The organism is Streptomyces sp. NPDC126499, assembly GCF_040302485.1.
GTDB lineage: Bacteria > Actinomycetota > Actinomycetes > Streptomycetales > Streptomycetaceae > Streptomyces.
Genome location: NZ_JBEOUO010000031.1, coordinates 19429 through 36895, shown reverse-complemented (window position 1 = coordinate 36895; position 17467 = coordinate 19429). Strand labels below are relative to the sequence as shown.

Annotated in this window: 12 protein-coding genes and 1 pseudogene; 4 read left to right on the top strand and 9 right to left on the bottom strand. The window is 75.1% G+C overall.

Features of this window, described 5'->3' with window-relative positions:
• Positions 1-64: 64 nt before the first annotated feature.
• A complete protein-coding gene (locus tag ABTZ91_RS31260; protein ID WP_352080596.1) occupies positions 65-1339 on the top strand; it encodes a cytochrome P450 in 1275 nt (424 codons plus the stop codon).
• Between the two features lie 49 nt (positions 1340-1388).
• Here ABTZ91_RS31260 and ABTZ91_RS31255 read toward each other — a convergent pair whose 3' ends face one another.
• From ABTZ91_RS31255 to rimP, 9 genes and pseudogenes are all read right to left on the bottom strand, one after another.
• On the bottom strand, positions 1389-2360 hold the full coding sequence (locus ABTZ91_RS31255) for a bifunctional riboflavin kinase/FAD synthetase (protein ID WP_352080630.1): 972 nt from the start codon (positions 2358-2360) through the stop codon (positions 1389-1391).
• A 4179-nt stretch (positions 2361-6539) separates the two neighbouring features.
• Positions 6540-8333: pseudogene (locus tag ABTZ91_RS31250) on the bottom strand (trypsin-like peptidase domain-containing protein); the annotation flags it as partial.
• Positions 8334-8506: 173 nt separating this feature from the next.
• Positions 8507-9409, bottom strand: a complete 903-nt coding sequence (truB, locus tag ABTZ91_RS31245) for a tRNA pseudouridine(55) synthase TruB (protein ID WP_352080595.1) — start codon at positions 9407-9409, stop codon at positions 8507-8509.
• Entirely contained in the window at positions 9406-9846 is a 441-nt protein-coding gene (gene rbfA, locus ABTZ91_RS31240) for a 30S ribosome-binding factor RbfA (RefSeq protein ID WP_352080594.1), read from the bottom strand. The genes truB and rbfA overlap by 4 nt, the downstream gene beginning before the upstream one ends.
• A 29-nt stretch (positions 9847-9875) precedes the next feature.
• Positions 9876-10169 (bottom strand): DUF503 domain-containing protein, encoded by a 294-nt coding sequence (locus tag ABTZ91_RS31235; RefSeq protein WP_345485252.1) that lies wholly within the window; start codon positions 10167-10169, stop codon positions 9876-9878.
• Positions 10170-10311: 142 nt separating this feature from the next.
• A complete protein-coding gene (infB, locus tag ABTZ91_RS31230; protein ID WP_352080593.1) occupies positions 10312-13383 on the bottom strand; it encodes a translation initiation factor IF-2 in 3072 nt (1023 codons plus the stop codon).
• A 160-nt stretch (positions 13384-13543) separates the two neighbouring features.
• The gene (locus ABTZ91_RS31225; RefSeq protein ID WP_352080592.1) at positions 13544-13822 is read right to left on the bottom strand and encodes a YlxR family protein; all 279 of its coding nucleotides are present in this window, start codon (positions 13820-13822) and stop codon (positions 13544-13546) included.
• 72 nt (positions 13823-13894) lie between these two features.
• Positions 13895-14893 carry a transcription termination factor NusA gene (nusA, locus tag ABTZ91_RS31220; protein ID WP_352080591.1) on the bottom strand — a complete coding sequence of 333 codons (999 nt, stop codon included), beginning with the start codon at positions 14891-14893 and terminating at the stop codon, positions 13895-13897.
• A gap of 2 nt (positions 14894-14895) precedes the next feature.
• A complete protein-coding gene (gene rimP / locus ABTZ91_RS31215; protein WP_352080590.1) occupies positions 14896-15402 on the bottom strand; it encodes a ribosome maturation factor RimP in 507 nt (168 codons plus the stop codon).
• 159 nt (positions 15403-15561) lie between these two features.
• Here rimP and ABTZ91_RS31210 point away from each other — a divergent pair, with 159 nt between their 5' ends.
• From ABTZ91_RS31210 to ABTZ91_RS31200, 3 genes are read left to right on the top strand one after another with little or no spacing between them, the layout of a single operon-like run.
• Positions 15562-16137, top strand: coding sequence for a hypothetical protein (locus tag ABTZ91_RS31210; RefSeq protein WP_352080589.1), 576 nt, complete (start codon positions 15562-15564; stop codon positions 16135-16137).
• A complete protein-coding gene (locus ABTZ91_RS31205; protein ID WP_352080588.1) occupies positions 16134-16550 on the top strand; it encodes a ferritin-like domain-containing protein in 417 nt (138 codons plus the stop codon). The genes ABTZ91_RS31210 and ABTZ91_RS31205 overlap by 4 nt, the downstream gene beginning before the upstream one ends.
• Before the next feature lie 25 nt (positions 16551-16575).
• On the top strand, positions 16576-17460 hold the full coding sequence (locus ABTZ91_RS31200; protein WP_352080587.1) for an aminoglycoside phosphotransferase family protein: 885 nt from the start codon (positions 16576-16578) through the stop codon (positions 17458-17460).
• Positions 17461-17467: the final 7 nt, after the last annotated feature.

Below are 17467 nucleotides of genomic sequence, written 5' to 3'. Positions count from 1 at the left end.
TCCGTTCAGGGGGCTGTCGGCGCTCGGCGTGTCGCCGTCGGGCCCCGCCGGGAACAGCCCTCTCATGACCTCCGAACCCACCACCTCCCCGCCCCCGGCGGCCCCTCCCCCGGCCCAGGCCCCCGCCCAGGCCCCGACGGCCGGGTCCCGGCCGGTCCGCACCTGGGCGGTCGAAGACCTGCCGGCCCTCGACTTCGACCCGCTGCTGCTCGAACTGCTCCATGACGAGCCCGTCGCCCGGATCCGGCTGCCGTTCGGCGCGGATCACGAGGCGTGGCTGGTCACCCGGTACGACGACGTCCGTGCGGTGACCTCGGACCCGCGGTTCAGCCGGACGGCCCTGCTGGAACGCCAGGTGACCGGGATGACGGGCCACATGGTGGCCTCCAAGGCGGCGCTCAACTACGCCGATCCGCCGTACCACACCCAGCTGCGCAAGGCGGTGACGAAGGCGTTCACCGGGCAGTCGACCAAACGGCTGCGCCCGCTCGCCCAGGCGACCACCGACCGGCTCCTCGACGCCATGGAGCGGGCGGGGCGTCCCGCCGACCTGATGAGGCACCTGCACGGCCCACTGCCGATGGCGGTGGTGTGCGACCTGCTCGGCATCCCCGAGGAGGACCGGGCCGAGCTCGCCTCCTGGCCGGATCTGATCCTGTCCTCGGGGCCCGGCCCGGAGAGCAGCCGGGCGGCGAAGGCCCAGATCCACGGCTACATCTCCCGGCTCCTCGAACAGCGCGGGGCCGAGCCGTCCGACGACCTGGCCGGCGTGCTCGCCGAGTCCCTGGCCGAGGGCCGCGTCGACGTCGACGAGGCCGTGTCGCTCGCCATGGCGATCCTGATCAGCGGCGCGCACGCGGTACGGAACAACAGCGCCAACATGGTCTACCTGCTGCTCACCCGGCCGGACCTGACCGCCCGGCTGCGCGCCGAACCGGAGCTGCTGCCGCAGGCCGTGGACGAGCTGCTGCGCTGGATCCCGCACCGCAACGGCGTCGGCCTGCCCCGGATCGCCCTGGAGGACGTGGAGGTCGGCGGGGTGCTGATCCGCGCGGGCGAGGCGGTGTACGCCTCCTACCTGGCCGCCAACCGCGACCCGGAGGTGTTCGAGGACCCGCACACCGTCGACTTCGACCGTACGGGTGTCGGGCACGTCTCCTTCGGCCACGGGCCGCACCACTGCATGGGCGCGATGCTGACCCGGATGGAGTCCGAGGTGATGCTCTCGACGCTGCTCACCCGCTATCCGGAGCTGCGGCTCGCGGGCCGCCCCGAGGACACGGTGTTCCAGTCCAAGGGCCTGATCCGCGGGCCCAAGGAGCTGTGGGTCACGTGGTGACGGTCACGGGATGACGGTCACGGGATGACGGTCGCCGGATGACGGGCGGTCACGTGGTGACCGGGCGCTCGCCCCGGTCGTAGGCGGCCGTCAGCTCACGGCACTTCTCGACGTCGTCGGCCATCGCCGCGAGCAGGTCGTCGAGGGTGTCGAACTTGAGCATCCCGCGGACGTAGGCGAGGAAGTCGACGGTCACGTGCAGGCCGTACAGGTCGAGGCCCTCGCGGTCGATCGCGTACGCCTCCACGGTCCGCTCCGTGCCGTCGAACTGCGGGTTGGTGCCCACCGAGATCGCGGCGGGCATCCGCTCGCCGTCGGCGGTCAGCCAGCCCGCGTAGACGCCGTCGGCGGGGATCGCGGTGTGCGGCAGGGTCTCGACGTTGGCCGTCGGGAAGCCGAGCTCGCGGCCGCGCTGGGCGCCGCGCACGACGATGCCCTCGACGCGGTGCGGGCGGCCCAGGATCTCGGCGGCGCCCGCCATGTCGCCCTCGGCGACGAGCCGGCGGGCGAGCGTCGAGGAGAACGGCTGCCCGCCGCCGGCGGTGCCGCTCACCCGGAGGTCGATCACCTCGACGTCGTAGTCGTACGTGGCGCCGAGCTCGGCCAGGAAGTCGACGTTGCCGGCGGCCCGGTGGCCGAAGCGGAAGTTGGGGCCCTCGATCACGCGCTTGGCGTGCAGCTTGTCGACGAGCACCTTGACGATGAAGTCCGCCGGGGACAGCTGCGAGAACTCCGCCGTGAACGGCAGGATCAGCACCGCGTCCACGCCGAGCTCGGCCATCAGCTCGGCCCGCCGGTGGTGCGGGGCGAGCAGCGGCGGGTGGCTGCCGGGGCGGACGACCTCGGAGGGGTGCGGGTCGAAGGTGACGACCACCGAGGGGATGCCCAGTTCGCGGGCGCGCTCCACGGCCCGGCCGATGATCAGCTGGTGCCCGCGGTGCACGCCGTCGTAGGAGCCGATGGTGACGACGCTGCGCCCCCAGTCCTGGGGAATGTCCTCCAAGCCACGCCAGCGCTGCACTGTGACCGCTCCTCGTCCGCCTGTACCCATGTCCGCGTGTACGCCTGTTGGCGCAGGTCTAAGACTGCCATGAGCATGCGGCTTCGTAGGCATCGGCATGGTGTTGGCCATGTCTCGGAGTTCGGCGCACAGCTCTGTGCGCAGGAAGCGTGAGGCGCCGGTGCCGGGGGCGGCCAGGACGGGAGCGAGGGCGGCCCGGGTCGCCGGGAGCGTCAGGAGACGGATCACCAGGGGGTGCAGGACGCAGCGGGCCTCGGGCCCCTCTTCGAGGCGGCGGTCGACGAAGGCGGCGACCAGCGGGGCACCCTCCGGGTGCCGTTCGGCGTACTCGGCGACGAGGCCGGCCGCGCGGCGCGCGAGGCGGGGCGTGTCGACCTCGGCGAGGGCACGCAGGACGGGTGCGGCGTCGGGGCCGTCGAGCCGGGCCCGGAAGGCGTCGAGGACCGGTTCGGGGTGACTGGGCAGCGCGGCGGCGAGGGCGTCCACGGGCACCCCCGGGTCGGCGACCGCGCGCGGCAGGAACCGGCCGCGCACGTCCGGGTCGCGGAGCAGCAGCCCGAGGGCGGCGCCGTGCAGGGGGCGGTCGTCGGGGCGGGCGAGCAGGGCGAGGGCCGCGTAGCGCAGGGTGCCGCGGTCGGCGGGGTCCGTGGCGTGCGGGGCGACGAGGGTCCCGTACGCCGCTGCCGCCGCGCGCCGCTCGGGCCGGCCGTCGTCGTGCGCCCACCGGTCGACGGCCCGGCACACCGCCGCCGGCTCGTCCTCGGCGAGCGCCGCGAGGAGCCCTTCGGCGAGCGGGTGCGCGGTGGCGACCAGGGCCTCGCAGAGGTCGTCCACGGCGAGCGACCGGTGGGTGTGCAGGAGCGCCTGGGCGGCGGTGCCGACGGTGGCCCCGGGCGCGGCCACGAGGGGCCGCTCGTCCCCGAACCACCGGCACAGCAGGGGCTGCACGCCGCGCGGGTCGGCGACGAGCCGCGCGGCGGCGAGGTCGAGGAACCGGGGGCCGCGCGTGGCGGGCGGGGGGTCGGCGGCCGGGTCGAGGAACCGGGGGCCGCGCGTGGCGGGCGGGGGGTCGGCGACCACGAGCCGCCGCAGCAGATCGAGCCCTTCGCCCTCCCCGACCCGCAGCCCGCCCCAGAACTCCACCCCGAACCCGTGCACCGCGCCCGCGCCCACGAGATCGGCGAGCCGCCGCACCACGGCCAGATACGGCCGCGCGTCCCGCACCTGCCCGAGCACCCCACGCAGCAACCGCGAGGCCCACCACACCCCTTCGGCGCGCATGCCCACCACCGCCGTACGGGGCCGGGGGACCCGCACGGGAGGCTCGGCGCCTCGGAGCGGACCGAAGGAAGGACCCACCGGGACGGGCCCACCGGAAGCGGACGCGGGCTGGGGCGTGGCGATGTCCCGGGGGGCCGCTGCTGCCGCCCTCTGCCGGAAGCCCCCGGCAGTCCCCGGCCGGCCGGCGGCCGCACCGGGGGCCAGGTCCTGGGGCGGGGTGTCCGTGGCGGGGGCAGCGGCTCGGGGCAGGGCAGACGCGGGCGCGGGCGAGTCGGCAACCCCTGTCTGGTACGAGGTGTCCGTGACGGGGCCTGCGGCTCCGGGCACGCCGGGCGCCGCCGAGTCCCAGGCCGCCGCGCCGGTAGCCCATGCCTGATACGGGGTGTCCGTGGCGGGGCCTGCGGCTGCGGGCGCCCCGGGCGCGGGCGCGTCCCAGGCCGCCGCACCGGCGGCACTCACCGCGTCTGCGATGTCCGTGGCGGGGCCTGCGGCTCCGGGCACGCCGGGCGCGGGCGCCGCCGAGTCCCAGGCCGCCGCACCGGCGGCCCATGCCTGATACGGGGTGTCCGTGGCGGGGCCTGCGGCTGCGGGCGCGCCGGGCGCGGGCGCGTCCCAGGCCGCCGCACCGGCGGCCCATGCCTGATACGGGGTGTCCGTGGCGGGGCCTGCGTCTCCAGGAACGCCAGGCACGGGCGCCGCCGAGTCCCAGCCCACCGCACCGGCGGCCCATGCCTGATACGGGGTGTCCGTGGCGGGGCCTGCGGCTCCAGGAGCGCCGGGCACGGGCGCCGCCGAGTCCCAGGCCACCGCACCGGCGGCCCAGGCCTGGTACGGGGAGCCTGTGGCAGGGTCTGCGTCTCCGGGCGCGCCGGAGGCTACGCCCGGCGTGGCAAGGCCATGCGGCGCCACCGGTCCCCGCCCTGCCGGACCTTCGGCGGCCGGCCCCTGCCGCAGGCCGTCCTCAGCCGCGTGTCCGCTCTCGCCGAAGCCAGGCCCCGCTGAGGTGAGCCCGGCAGGGTGTCCGGTCTCCGTGGTGGCCGGAGCCCATCCCTCTGCCCTGGCAGCCCCCGCCGGAGGCGCCGTGCCCGTAGTGCGGAACACCGCGCCTGGGCGTCCAGGGGCGGGCGCCGCCGCGACAGGCCCGGCCGAAGTCCAGGTCGCCGCATCGGCGGCCCATGCCGCGGGCGCGGTGTCCGCAGCGCGGGGCGCCGTGCCCGCACGTTCGTCAGCGGCCGACACCGGCAGGACAGGTCCGGCCGAGACCCACACCGCTGCGTCGCCGACCGGCGCACCCCGGGACCCCGTCCCTGGCGGGGTGACGCCGCCCTGGGCCACGGCCCCGTCGCCTGCCGTCCGCTGCCGGAGGTCTGCCTCGGGCAGTGCCGCGTGCGCACCGCCACCGACGCCAGGCGGCATCGGCGTCGTGCCGGCCGTCCTCGCCGCTTGCGTCGCCTCCCTGGCCCGGGGCACCGCGCCTGCGCGTCCGTCAGGGACGGGCCCGGCCGAAGCCCACACCGCTTCGCGTCCGAGGGGATCGCCCTCGGATCCCGACCCGGGCGGGACGACACCACACGGTGCCACGGCCGCGCCGGGTCCGGGCCGCCCTGCCGGATCGTCGGCGGCCGCCCGCTGCCCGGAGGCAGGCCCCACGGGCGCCGTACCGGGAGCGGCGTCCTCGGGCCACACCCGGTCGATGCCCGAGGCTGCGCCTCGGGGCGCGCCGGACGTACCCGCCGGGACGGGCGCCGCGGAACCCCACGCGACCGCGCCCGCGCCCGCGCCCCAGGCCGGATGTGCGCTGTCCGTCGCCGGGGCTGCGCCTCGGGGCGCGCCGGACGTACCCGCCGGGGCGGCCGCCGCAAAACCCCACGCGCCCGCGGCCCAGGCCCCCGGGTGTGCGCTCTCCGCCAACACCGGGGCGCCTCCGGGCGCGGGCGGTGCTCCGGCAGCCCGCGCCCAGGCGGTGGTCTCCATAGCCAGGGCTGCGCCTCCGGGCTCCCCCGACGTCGGTACGGGCGCAGGCCCCGCCCCCGAGTCGTCTGCGGATGCGGGCACCGGGGTGACGGCGCCACGCGGCGCGACCACCCCCGTCCCCGTCCCCGGCCCCGGACCCGGCCTCAGGGAGCCGTCCCCGCTCGCGCTGTACCAGGCTCCTGCCGGGGCCTCGTCGGCAGCCTCGGTCGGGTGGGCGGCCTTCAGCGCCGCCCCCGCCTCCGCGCCGGAGGTCCACGCCGCATCCGCGGGGTCCGTGCCGCTCTGCCCCCCGCCGTCCGGCCCGCCGGCCGCAGGCCGGCCCCTCGTCCTTGCGGCCCCGGCGGACGGCACGCCGCCGCCGATCGGGACCGAATCGGTACCGCCGAAGGCGCGCGGCGCCCATACCCCGGCATCGGATTCCGGGCCCGGCCCGCGTCCCACCGCGCCGGAAGGGCGGTCAGGCGGGTGGGTCCCGGACCGGCCCGGACCGTCGCGCCACGCCTCGGCCTGGTCGGCTTCCGGCCGTCCTGGTCCGGTCGCACCCGTCGGCGCCGGACCCGCCCGGTGACGGCCCCGGGCCGGAGGAACGGCCAAGGGCCCCCGGCCCGTGGCGGGGGACGGAGCGGCAGGCGGGCCCGAGGAACCTCCCGTCCAGGGGGCCCAAGGAGCTCCCGAGGCCCCTGGGACGGGAGCGGACGGTGGGTCATCGGGCGCCTCCGGCGCGGCCACCGCCCAGCCAGGTGCCCCCGGGGCGACCAGTGGCCCCGCCCCGGTCACGGACCCTGGGGCCAGAGGCGCACTGGACACGCCTCCCGCCCCGGCCACGGACCCCGGCACCCCAGGCGCCCCCAGCCCCACCGACCACCCCACGGCCGCCCCGGTCACGGGCCCCTCCGCCCCCTCCGTCGCCCCGCCGTCCCACCCCGCACTCGCACCCGCACCCGCACGCCCCGCGAACTCCTCCAGCGCGTCCACCAGGCGCATGAGCCGCGGGGTCAGGCCCGTCGGGCCGTCGTCGTGGTGGAGGTGGTGGAGGGACTGGAGGACGGGGCCGATGCGGTGGCGGGGGACGGGGAGGGGGGCCGGGTGGTGGATCAGGCTGTCGAGGGCGCGGTCGATGTCGAGGTGGGTGCCCTGGAGCCAGTCGGCGACCTCCTCGTGGCAGAAGCGGTAGCCGGCGCCCGCCGGGACGAGGAGGGACTCGGTGAGGACGGCGGAGGCCCAGCCGGTGCGCCAGGGGAAGAGCTCCTCGAAGGAGGCGCGGTCCAGTTCGCCCTGGCCGGGTCCGAGGCAGCGGCGGGCGGCCTCGTGGACCTGGCCGCTGACGCGGGCGGCGAGGCGGCGTACGGCGGTGCCGCGCAGGACGGGGCGCTGGGCGGCGGCGATGCGTACGGCGACGCGCAGGCACATCAGGTCCAGGTGGGCCTGGAAGATCTGGTGCCGGTCGGGCCGCCCGGGCAGGTCGCCCCGTGTGGCCGCCCGGAGCTCGCCGAGGAGCCGCAGGGCGAGGGGGTGGCGGGCGTCCTCCTCGGCGATGGCGTCGTCGGGGACGCCGTGGCGCCGCCGGGCCTCGGCGGCCTCCGCCTCGGTGAGGTCGTCGAGGACGACGGCCCGGGGCTCGGCCTCGTACAGCCCGCGGGCCTGCTCCCAGTGTTCGGGGCGGCAGGCGACGACGAGGCGGGCGCCGTGCTCCGCGAGCCACCGTTCGGTGGCGGTGGTCCAGGCGGCGAGGCGGTGGGCGAGGTGCGGCGGCATCTCCTCGGGGCCGTCGAGGAGGACGAGGAGGGGGCCGTGGGCGGCGGCCTGTTCGGGGGTGACGGCGGCGGGGTCGCCCGGGGTGCCGGAGGCGGCGGCGACCCGCCCGGCCCGGCGCAGGGCGCGGCCGATGGCGTCGGCGACGCAGCGGTCGTCGGCGCGCAGGTCGGCGCCGCGCAGCCAGACGGTGGGCTCGGGCTCCGGCCCGTGGGCGCGGGCCGCGGCCAGGTTGGCGAGGGCGGTGCTGCGGCCGGTGCCGGGGGCGCCGACGACGGCGAGGACCGGGGTGGTGCCGTCGTCGTGGACGCGGGCGGGCGGGAGGTCCTCGTGGGTCCCGGTCGTGGTGGCGGTGAGCTCCAGGACGCCGGCCGGGTTGAGGTCGCGACCGTAGCAGGGGACGGTGACGGCGTTGCGTCGCAGGAGCGGGGCGAGCGGGCCGGCGGGCGGGATCGGCAGGGCGTGGCCGGCGGCGCGCCGGTCGCCGTGCCGGGCGGTGCCGAGGACGGCGAGGACGGCTCCGGTGACGGGGTCGAGAACGGGGCCGCCGGCGGCGGGTCCGCCCTCGCGCAGGGCCTCGGCGCCCTCGGTGCCGATGGCGAGTTCGAGCGCGGGTCCGGCGGTGGCCCCGAGCACGCGCGCCTCGCGCCAGCCGTGGGCCTCGATCCGCACGTACGTACCCGGTTCGAGGTCCTGCCGGGTGGACAGCGGCAGCGGGCGGGCGTCCAGGCCCTCGGTGCGGACGACGGCGAGCCCGCTGTCGGGCAGCGGGGTGATGGCGGCGGGCGCGACATGGACGCTTCGGCCGCCGGGGGCGCGCAGCAGCAGGCCTTCGGGGCCGGCGCCGGCGACGACCTCGTGGCCGGTGAGGACGGTGCCGTGGTGGTCGACGAGGAATCCGGTGCCGACGGACCGGCCGGACGGATCCTCGATCCGTACCAGCGTCGTCCGGTTCCCGCTCCCCATGGTTCGACGGTAGGCGTCCGGTGATCACCGGGGCAGTGCACCTGCCGAACGCGCCCCCTCGCGCTCCCCCCGTTCACTTCGAGCGCCCGCCCGAAGGGGTGAAGGAGGGAGAAAAGAGGGGCGGGGCACCCCCAGGGGTGCCCCGCCCACGAGCCCGACGGCCGCGCTACGGCTCAGCCGAAGACGGCCAGGCTCTTCGCCTTGCCCCGCTGCGCCTCGACCAGGGCGAGGAGCCGCCCGTCCGGGCCGAAGACCGCGACCGGGCCGGCCGGGTACTCCGGCATCTCCAGGCGGACGCCGTTCAGCAGCAGGCGCGCCCGCCTCTCGTCGACGTCCCAGCGCGGGAACGCCGCCGCGGCCGCCTCGGCGACCGGCATGACCGTCAGCTCCTCCTGGAGCTGGTCCAGGGTGCGGGCCGCGTCCAGCTTGTACGGGCCGACCCGGGTGCGGCGCAGGGCGGTCAGATGGCCGCCCACGCCCAGTCCGGCGCCCAGGTCGCGGGCGAGCGCCCGGATGTAGGTGCCGGAGGAGCAGACGACGGAGACGACGAGGTCGACAACCGGGGTGCCGTCCTCGGCGGTGGCCTCCCGCACGTCGTACACCTGGAAGGAGGAGACGGTGACCGGCCGGGCCGGGATCTCGAACTCCTCGCCGCCGCGCACGCGCGCGTAGGACCGCTTGCCGTCGATCTTGATGGCGGAGACCTTCGACGGCACCTGCATGATGTCGCCGGTGAGCTCGGCCACGCCCGCGTCGATCCGCTCGCGGGTGACCTTCGACGCGTCGACCGACGCCGTGATCTCGCCCTCGGCGTCGTCGGTGATCGTGGTCTGCCCGAGGCGGATCGTGCCCAGGTACTCCTTCTCGGTCAGCGCGAGGTGACCGAGCAGCTTGGTCGCCCGCTCGACGCCGAGGACGAGGACGCCCGTGGCCATGGGGTCGAGCGTGCCGGCGTGCCCGACCCGGCGGGTCCTGGCGATCCCGCGCATCTTGGCGACGACGTCGTGCGAAGTGAAGCCCGACGGCTTGTCGACGATGACAAGGCCGTCGGGCGTGGTGGTGGTTGCCTTGCTCATTCGGCGGCTTCGTCCTCGCCGGGCTTCTTGTACGGGTCGGCGTCGCCGGCGAACGTGGCGCCCGAGGACGCCTCGCGCACCTTGGCGTCGGAGGCCCGCGCCTGGTCGAGGAGGTCCTCGATGTTCCGGGCGGTCTCCGGGAGGGCGTCGGCCACGAAGGTGAGCGTCGGGGTGAACTTGGTGCCCGCGGCCCGGCCGACGGCCGAGCGCAGGATGCCCTTGGCGCTCTCCAGGCCGGCGGCGGCGCTGGCCCGTTCCTCCTCGTCGCCGTAGACCGTGTAGAAGACCGTGGCCTCCCGCAGGTCACCGGTGACGCGGGTGTCCGTGATGGTCACGTGCGTACCCAGGCGCGGGTCCTTGATGCCGCGCTGCAGCTTCTCGGCGACCACCTCCCGGATGAGGTCCGCCAGTTTCTTCGCCCGCGCGTTGTCGGCCACTGGTCCTTCTCCTTCTTTGCCTTGCTCGTTCAGTCTTCATCAGTGTGGAGTCTGCGGCGCACCGACAGCAGCTCCACCTCGGGCCGGGCCGCGACCAGCCGCTCACAGCGGTCGAGCACGTCCGACACGAATCCCGCGTCCCCGGCGACCAGCGCGACCCCCACACGGGCCCTGCGATGGAGGTCCTGGTCGCCCACCTCGGCCGCGCTCACGGAGAACTTGCGCTGGAGCTCGGCGACGATGGGCCGGACGACGGAGCGTTTCTCCTTCAACGAATGAACGTCGCCGAGGAGCAGATCGAAGGACAGAGTCCCCACGTACATGTGGTGCCGGATGTCCCGCCGGTTCGGGTTCGACGGCCTGCCGGGCGACGGCCCGGAAGGAACATCAAAACCGTACACGCAACGGCCGGGGCCGATCGACGGAAATACTCCCGCCGACCGGCCCCGGTTGTCGCGCTGTGCGTTACGAGCGCGGCTTCTCGCGCATCTCGTAGGTCGCGATGACGTCGTCGACCTTGATGTCGTTGAAGTTTCCGAGGTTGATACCACCCTCGAAGCCCTCGCGGATCTCGGTGACGTCGTCCTTGAAGCGGCGCAGACCCTCGATGTTGAGGTTCTCGGCCACGACCTTGCCGTCGCGGATGAGGCGCGCCTTGGTGTTGCGCTTGACCTCGCCGGAGCGGATGAGGACACCGGCGATGTTGCCCAGCTTGGACGAGCGGAAGACCTCGCGGATCTCCGCCGTACCGAGCTCGACCTCTTCGTACTCCGGCTTGAGGAGGCCCTTGAGCGCCGCCTCGATCTCCTCGATCGCCTGGTAGATGACCGAGTAGTACCGGACGTCGACGCCCTCGCGCTCCGCCATCTGCGCGGCACGGCCGGCCGCGCGGACGTTGTAGCCGATGACGATGGCGTCGGAGCCCATGGCCAGGTCGATGTCGGACTCGGTGACCGCACCCACACCGCGGTGCAGGACGCGGATGTCGACCTCTTCACCGACGTCGAGCTGGAGCAGCGAGGACTCGAGAGCCTCGACCGCACCGGACGCGTCGCCCTTGATGATGAGGTTGAGTTCCTGGACCTGACCGGCCTTGAGCACCTTGTCGAGGTCCTCGAGGGACACGCGGCGGACGCGCTTGGCGAAGGCGGCGTTGCGCTCCCGCGCGGCGCGCTTCTCGGCGATCTGGCGGGCCGTGCGGTCCTCGTCGACGACGAGGAAGTTGTCGCCGGCGCCCGGGACGTTGGTGAGACCCAGGACCAGGACCGGAGTCGACGGGGTCGCCTCCTCGACGTTGTTGCCCTTGTCGTCGAGCATGGCCCGGACACGGCCGTACGCGTCGCCGACGACCATCGTGTCGCCGATGCGCAGCGTTCCGCGCTGGACGAGGACGGTCGAGACCGCACCGCGGCCGCGGTCGAGGTGGGACTCGATCGCGATGCCCTGCGCGTCCTGGTTCGGGTTGGCCCGGAGGTCCAGGGCGGCGTCGGCGGTCAGGACGACGGCCTCGAGCAGCTTGTCGATGTTCAGGCCCTGCTTGGCGGAGATGTCGACGAACATGGTGTCGCCGCCGTACTCCTCCGCGACCAGACCGAACTCGGTCAGCTGACCGCGCACCTTGGTCGGGTCCGCGCCCTCGACGTCGATCTTGTTGACCGCGACCACGATCGGCACGTCGGCCGCCTTGGCGTGGTTCAGCGCCTCGATCGTCTGGGGCATCACACCGTCGTTGGCCGCCACCACGAGGATCGCGATGTCGGTCGACTTCGCACCACGGGCACGCATGGCGGTGAACGCCTCGTGACCCGGGGTGTCGATGAAGGTGATGGCCCGGTCCTCGTCGTTGACGCGGGTGGCGACCTGGTAGGCACCGATGTGCTGGGTGATGCCACCGGCCTCGCCCGCGACCACGTTGGTCTTGCGGATGGCGTCGAGGAGTCGGGTCTTACCGTGGTCGACGTGACCCATGACGGTCACGACCGGCGGACGGGAGACCAGCTCGTCCTCGCCGCCCTCGTCCTCGCCGAACTCGATGTCGAAGGACTCGAGCAGCTCACGGTCCTCCTCCTCCGGCGAGACGATCTGAACGGTGTAGTTCATCTCGTCGCCGAGGAGCTGCAGCGTCTCGTCGGAGACGGACTGCGTGGCCGTGACCATCTCGCCGAGGTTCATCATGACCGCGACGAGCGACGCCGGGTTGGCGTTGATCTTCTCCGCGAAGTCGGTGAGGGACGCACCGCGCGACAGGCGAATGGTCTCGCCGTTGCCGCGAGGCAGCATCACGCCGCCCACGGACGGGGCCTGCATGGCCTCGTACTCCTGGCGCCTCTGCCGCTTCGACTTGCGACCGCGACGCGCGGGGCCGCCGGGACGGCCGAAGGCGCCCTGCGTGCCACCACGGCCACCGGGGCCGCCGGGACGGCCGCCGAAGCCGCCGGGACGACCGCCGAAGCCGCCGCCACCGCCGCCGGGACCACCCGGACGACCGCCGCCGCCACCCGGACCGCCGGGACGGCCGGCGAAGCCGCCGCCACCGCCGCCGGGACCGGCCGGACGACCGGCGAAGCCGGGACGACCGCCGCCGCCACCGGGACCGCCGGGACGGCCACCGGGGCCACCCGGGCCACGGCCGCCGGGGCCCGGACGCGGGCCGGCAGCGGGACGCTGCGGCATCATGCCCGGGTTCGGACGGTTACCGCCGGGCGCGCCGCCCGGACGGGGAGCCTGCGGACGGGGCATGCCACCGGGGGTCGGACGCGCACCCTGGCCCTGCGGACGCGGGGCGCCGGGAACGGACCCGGGACCCTGCGGACGCGGAGCGCCCGGAACGGCACCCTGGCCGCCGGGACGCGGCGCGCCGCCACCCGGACGGGGCGTCTGCGGACGCGCCATGCCGGTGGAGCCGCCGGAGGTGAAGGGGTTGTTGCCCGGACGGGGACCGGCCGGACGGGCACCCGGACGCGGGGCCTGCTGGCCGCCGGGACGGGGAGCCTGCTGACCGGGACGCGGAGCCTGCTGGCCCGGGCGGGCGCCGGTCGGGCGCGGACCGGGGGCCGCGCCGGGGCGCGGACCGGCGGCCGGGGCCGACGGAGGCGCGGTGAACTCCGGGGTGGTCGGAGCCGGGGCGGCCGGCGCCGGCTTGGGCGCGGGAGCCGCGGGCCTCGGACCCGGGGTCGGACGGTTGCCCGGGGCGGCGGGCGCCGCTGCCGGGGTGGACTTCTCGGCCGCCGCGGGCTTGGGCGCCGGGGTGGGCGCGCCAGGCTTGGGGGCGGCCGGACGTGCGGCCTGCGCCGGGGAGGGCGCCGGGGCCGGCTTGGGGGCGGGCGTCGCCTTGCGGGGCGCACCCGGCTTCGCAGAGGTCTTGCCGGCGTTGCCGCCGGGACCCTGCAGTGCATCAGTCAACTTGCGCACGACCGGCGCCTCGATCGTCGAGGACGCCGAACGGACGAACTCACCGAGTTCTTGGAGCTTGGCCATGACGACCTTGCTCTCCACACCGAACTCCTTGGCGAGTTCGTATACCCGGACCTTAGCCACTTCGCTCCTTTGAGGTCCGGTTACCGCCGGACCGTCGCTACTTCATGGGCGTACTCATCGCGTACTCATCGAGTGCTCATCGCAATCTCGACCTACTTCCAACTCGCGAGGTACCTGACCGCACGGGGTTCCGTGCCGTACTTCTTCGTGCCGTACATCTCTACGGTGCCGCCTGCTCGACATGTTCGCGAAGCGCCGTCGTGTCGAGCGGTCCCTGGACCCTGAAGGCCCTCGGGAACGCCCGGCGACGCACCGCCAGGTCGAGACAGACCGAGGCGGGGTGCAGATAAGCACCCCGGCCGGGCAGCGTACCGCGATGATCCGGGACGCACTCGTCCTTGTTCATCACGATCCGCAGCAGATCGCTCTTGGCCGCTCGCTCCCGGCATCCCACACAGGTTCGCTCAGGGCACGCGCGGGCATGCGTCCGGCCAGACACGCTTAAGTCTACCTCCCCGTACCGACCTCACCCGTTCGGGGCAAAAATCGAACAGTCGTTGGCCAAAAAGAATCAGTGGGCGGCGTCGTCCTGCTGCTCGGTGTCGGGCCGGATGTCGATCCGCCAGCCGGTGAGCCGCGCGGCCAGACGGGCGTTCTGGCCCTCCTTGCCGATGGCCAGCGAGAGCTGGTAGTCGGGCACCGTCACCCGGGCCGAACGGGCGGCGAGGTCGACGATCTCGACCTTGGAGACCCGCGCCGGAGACAGGGCGTTCGCCACCATCTCGGCCGGGTCGTCCGACCAGTCGACGATGTCGATCTTCTCGCCGAGCAGCTCCGCCATCACGTTGCGCACCCGGGCGCCCATGGGGCCGATGCAGGCGCCCTTGGCGTTCAGGCCCGAACGGGTGGAACGGACGGCGATCTTGGTGCGGTGACCGGCCTCACGGGCGATGGCCGCGATCTCGACGGAACCGTCGGCGATCTCCGGCACCTCCAGGGCGAAGAGCTTCTTCACCAGATTGGGGTGCGTGCGCGACAGGGTGACGGACGGGCCGCGGACGCCCTTGGCCACCCGTACGACGTACGTGCGCAGCCGCAGACCGTGCGTGTACTCCTCGCCGGGCACCTGCTCCTGCACCGGCAGGATGGCCTCCAGCTTGTCGTCCAGCTTGACCAGGACGTTCTTCGGGTCCTTGCCCTGCTGCACCTGGCCGGCCACGATGTCGCCCTCGCGGCGGGCGTACTCGCCGAAGGTGACGTCGTTCTCGGCGTCCCGCAGCCGCTGCTGGATGACCTGGCGGGCGGTGCTCGCGGCGATCCGGCCGAAGTCCGACGGCGTGTCGTCGAACTCCTTCGGCTGCTGACCCTCCTCCAGCTCGGAGGGGTCTTCCTTCGCCCACACCGTCACGTGACCGGTGTGCCGGTCCAGCTCCACGCGCGCGTGGCGCCGCGCGGAGGGGGTCCGGTGGTACGCGATGAGGAGGGCCGACTCGATCGCCTCGACCAGCATCTCGAAGGAGATTTCCTTCTCCTGCGCCAAGCCCTTCAGGAGCTTCACGTCGATGTCCACGGCTACGCCTCCTCTTCCTTCTTGTCCTTGCGGTTGAACTCGATCTCGACACGCGCCTTCGCGATCTCGGAGAACTCCACGCGGCGGGCGGTGGCCTTGCGGCCCTTCACGCCCGGCACCTCGGTGTCCAGACCGTCCTCGTCCACGGCGAGAACGCGCGTGACGAGCTCGCCGCCGCCCGCCTCGGGCGTCAGCTGCAGCTTCACGAGACGGCCGGTGGCGCGCACGTAGTGGCGGTGCTGGGTGAGCGGGCGGTCGGCGCCCGGCGAGCTGACTTCGAGGACGTACTCGCCCTCGCCCATCGCGTCGGTCTCGTCCAGCTTCTCGGAGATCACGCGGCTCAGCTCGGCGCAGGCGTCCAGCTCGACGCCCTCGTCCGAATCGACGATGACCCTCAGCAGTCCTCGGCGGCCGGCCCGGGACACCTCGATCTCCTCGAGGTCGAGGTCCTTCGCGTGAACGAGCGGCTCCAGAAGACCGCGCAGCCGTTCGCTCTGGGTGGTGCTCATCCGGGTGACTCCTCGGCCGCGTGTGCTGTTGTGGGTTCGTCGCGTGTCAGACCAAAGGGTATCCGGTCCAGGAGGGTGTTGCCGTCCACCGGGCCGGGGGCCGCGGGTACGCTCGCCTGCGGTGATCTTCGAGTCGTTCGAACACGCGAGGGAGTAGGCGTGACGACAGTGGGCAGGCGCGCGCTCCTCGCGGCGGGCGCGGCGGTGACCCTCGCGGGCTGTACGTCCGGCGGGAACGACGGACCGAGGAAGCCCGGTGCGGCCGATCGGGCGGCGGCCGCGGAGGCGGCCCTGCGCACCCGTTCGGCGAACGCCAGCCGGGACCTGCTGCTCCGCTACGACGCGGTCGTCTCCGGGCACCCGGCGCTCGCGGACCGGCTCGCGCCGCTGCGGGCCTCGGTGGCGGCCCATGTGAAGGCGCTGGGCGAGGACGGCACGGCCCCGGCGCCGGGCTCCCCCGGGTCCGCCTCCCCCTCGGGCTCCCCCGCGCCCTCCGGTTCCCCGTCGCCGTCCCGGTCGCTCGCCTTCGTCCGCGTACCGGCCGATCCGGCGGCGGCGCTGAAGACGCTCGCCTCCGCCGAACGGGCGACCGCCGACACCCACATGGCCGCGCTCCTGACCGCGCCGCCCGAGTACGCCCGGCTGCTCGCCTCCGTCGCCGCCGCCGGCGCGGCCCACGCCTTCCTGCTGACCGCTCCGACGACGACTCCTACGACCGAAGGGGGCCGGGGATGACGGCGCTCGACGCGGCCCAGGCCGCACTCGCCGCCGAGCACGCCGCCGTGTACGGCTACGGGGTCGTCGGCGCCCGCGTCGGCGACGGCCGGCGCGGGGAGGCCACCGCCGCGTACGAGGCCCACCGCGCCCGGCGCGACGCGCTGCGCCGCACCATGCGGGACCTGGGCGGCGAACCGGTCGCCGCGGCCGCCGGCTACGCGCTGCCGTTCCCGGTGCCCGACGGCGCCGCCGCCGTCCGCCTCGCGGCCGTCCTGGAGGACCGGGTCGCGGGCGTCTACTCCGACCTGGTCCGCTCCGCCGACGGGCCGCTGCGCCGGGACGCGGCGGCCGCGCTGCGCGAGGCGGCGGTGCGGGCGGTCCGCTGGCGCGGCAGCGACGTAACCTTTCCTGGGCTCGCCGAACGGGCCTGAGCCGAGCCGAAGGAACAACGCACGCATGGGTTTCGAACCGCCGCAGCGACTGGTGCGGGCTCTCGGCGAGACGTACGGGGACGCTGCCGCGGCCGAGTGGCTCGGAAAGCTCCCGGAGCTCGCCCGGGACACGCTGGAGCACGCCGGTCTCGCCACCGAGCGGGTGGTGGCCCCCGGCGGGCGCAGCAGCCTCGTCGTGCTCGTCCCCGACGCCGTCGTGAAGATCGCGCCCGGATTCACCCGTCCGGACCTGGAGCGGGACGCCCTCGCGCACTGGAACGGCTGGGGCGCGGTCCGTCTCCTCGGCGAGACGGAGGAGGGCGCGCTGCTCCTGGAGCGGCTGCACCCCGACGTGTCGCTGCGCTCGCTGCCGGAGGCGAAGGCCCTCCTGGAGGCCGCCGGGACGGTGCGCAAGCTCTGGGTGGAGCCGTCGGCGGGCCACGGCTTCGAGTCGGTGGCGGAGCGGACCGCCCGCCAGGCCGCGGCCATGGCCTCCTACGGGGCCGACGCCGAGGCCGGTGAGCTGGTGGCCGCCGCGCTCACGGCCCGTGACGAGCTGGTCGCCGGGGGCGCGGAGACGCTGCTGCTGCACGGCTGCTTCCGGCAGGGCAAGGTGCTGGCGGGCGACCGCGCGCCGTGGCTCGCGGTCGGGCCCGATCCCCTGGTGGGCGAGCGCGCCTACGACCTCGCGCGGCTGGTACGGGACCGGGTGGAGGACCTGGTGGCCGGCTCGGCCGGCGCGTCGGCGGCCCGGCGCCGGGTGAACAAGCTGGCGGACTCCCTGGAGCTCGACCGGGAGCGGCTGCGCGGCTGGACCCTGTTCCGCGCGGTCGAGTCGGCGACCCGGGCGCTCACGGCGGGCCGGCGGACGGACGCGGAGCTGCTGCTTGAGTTCGCGGGCTGGCTTTAGGGGAATA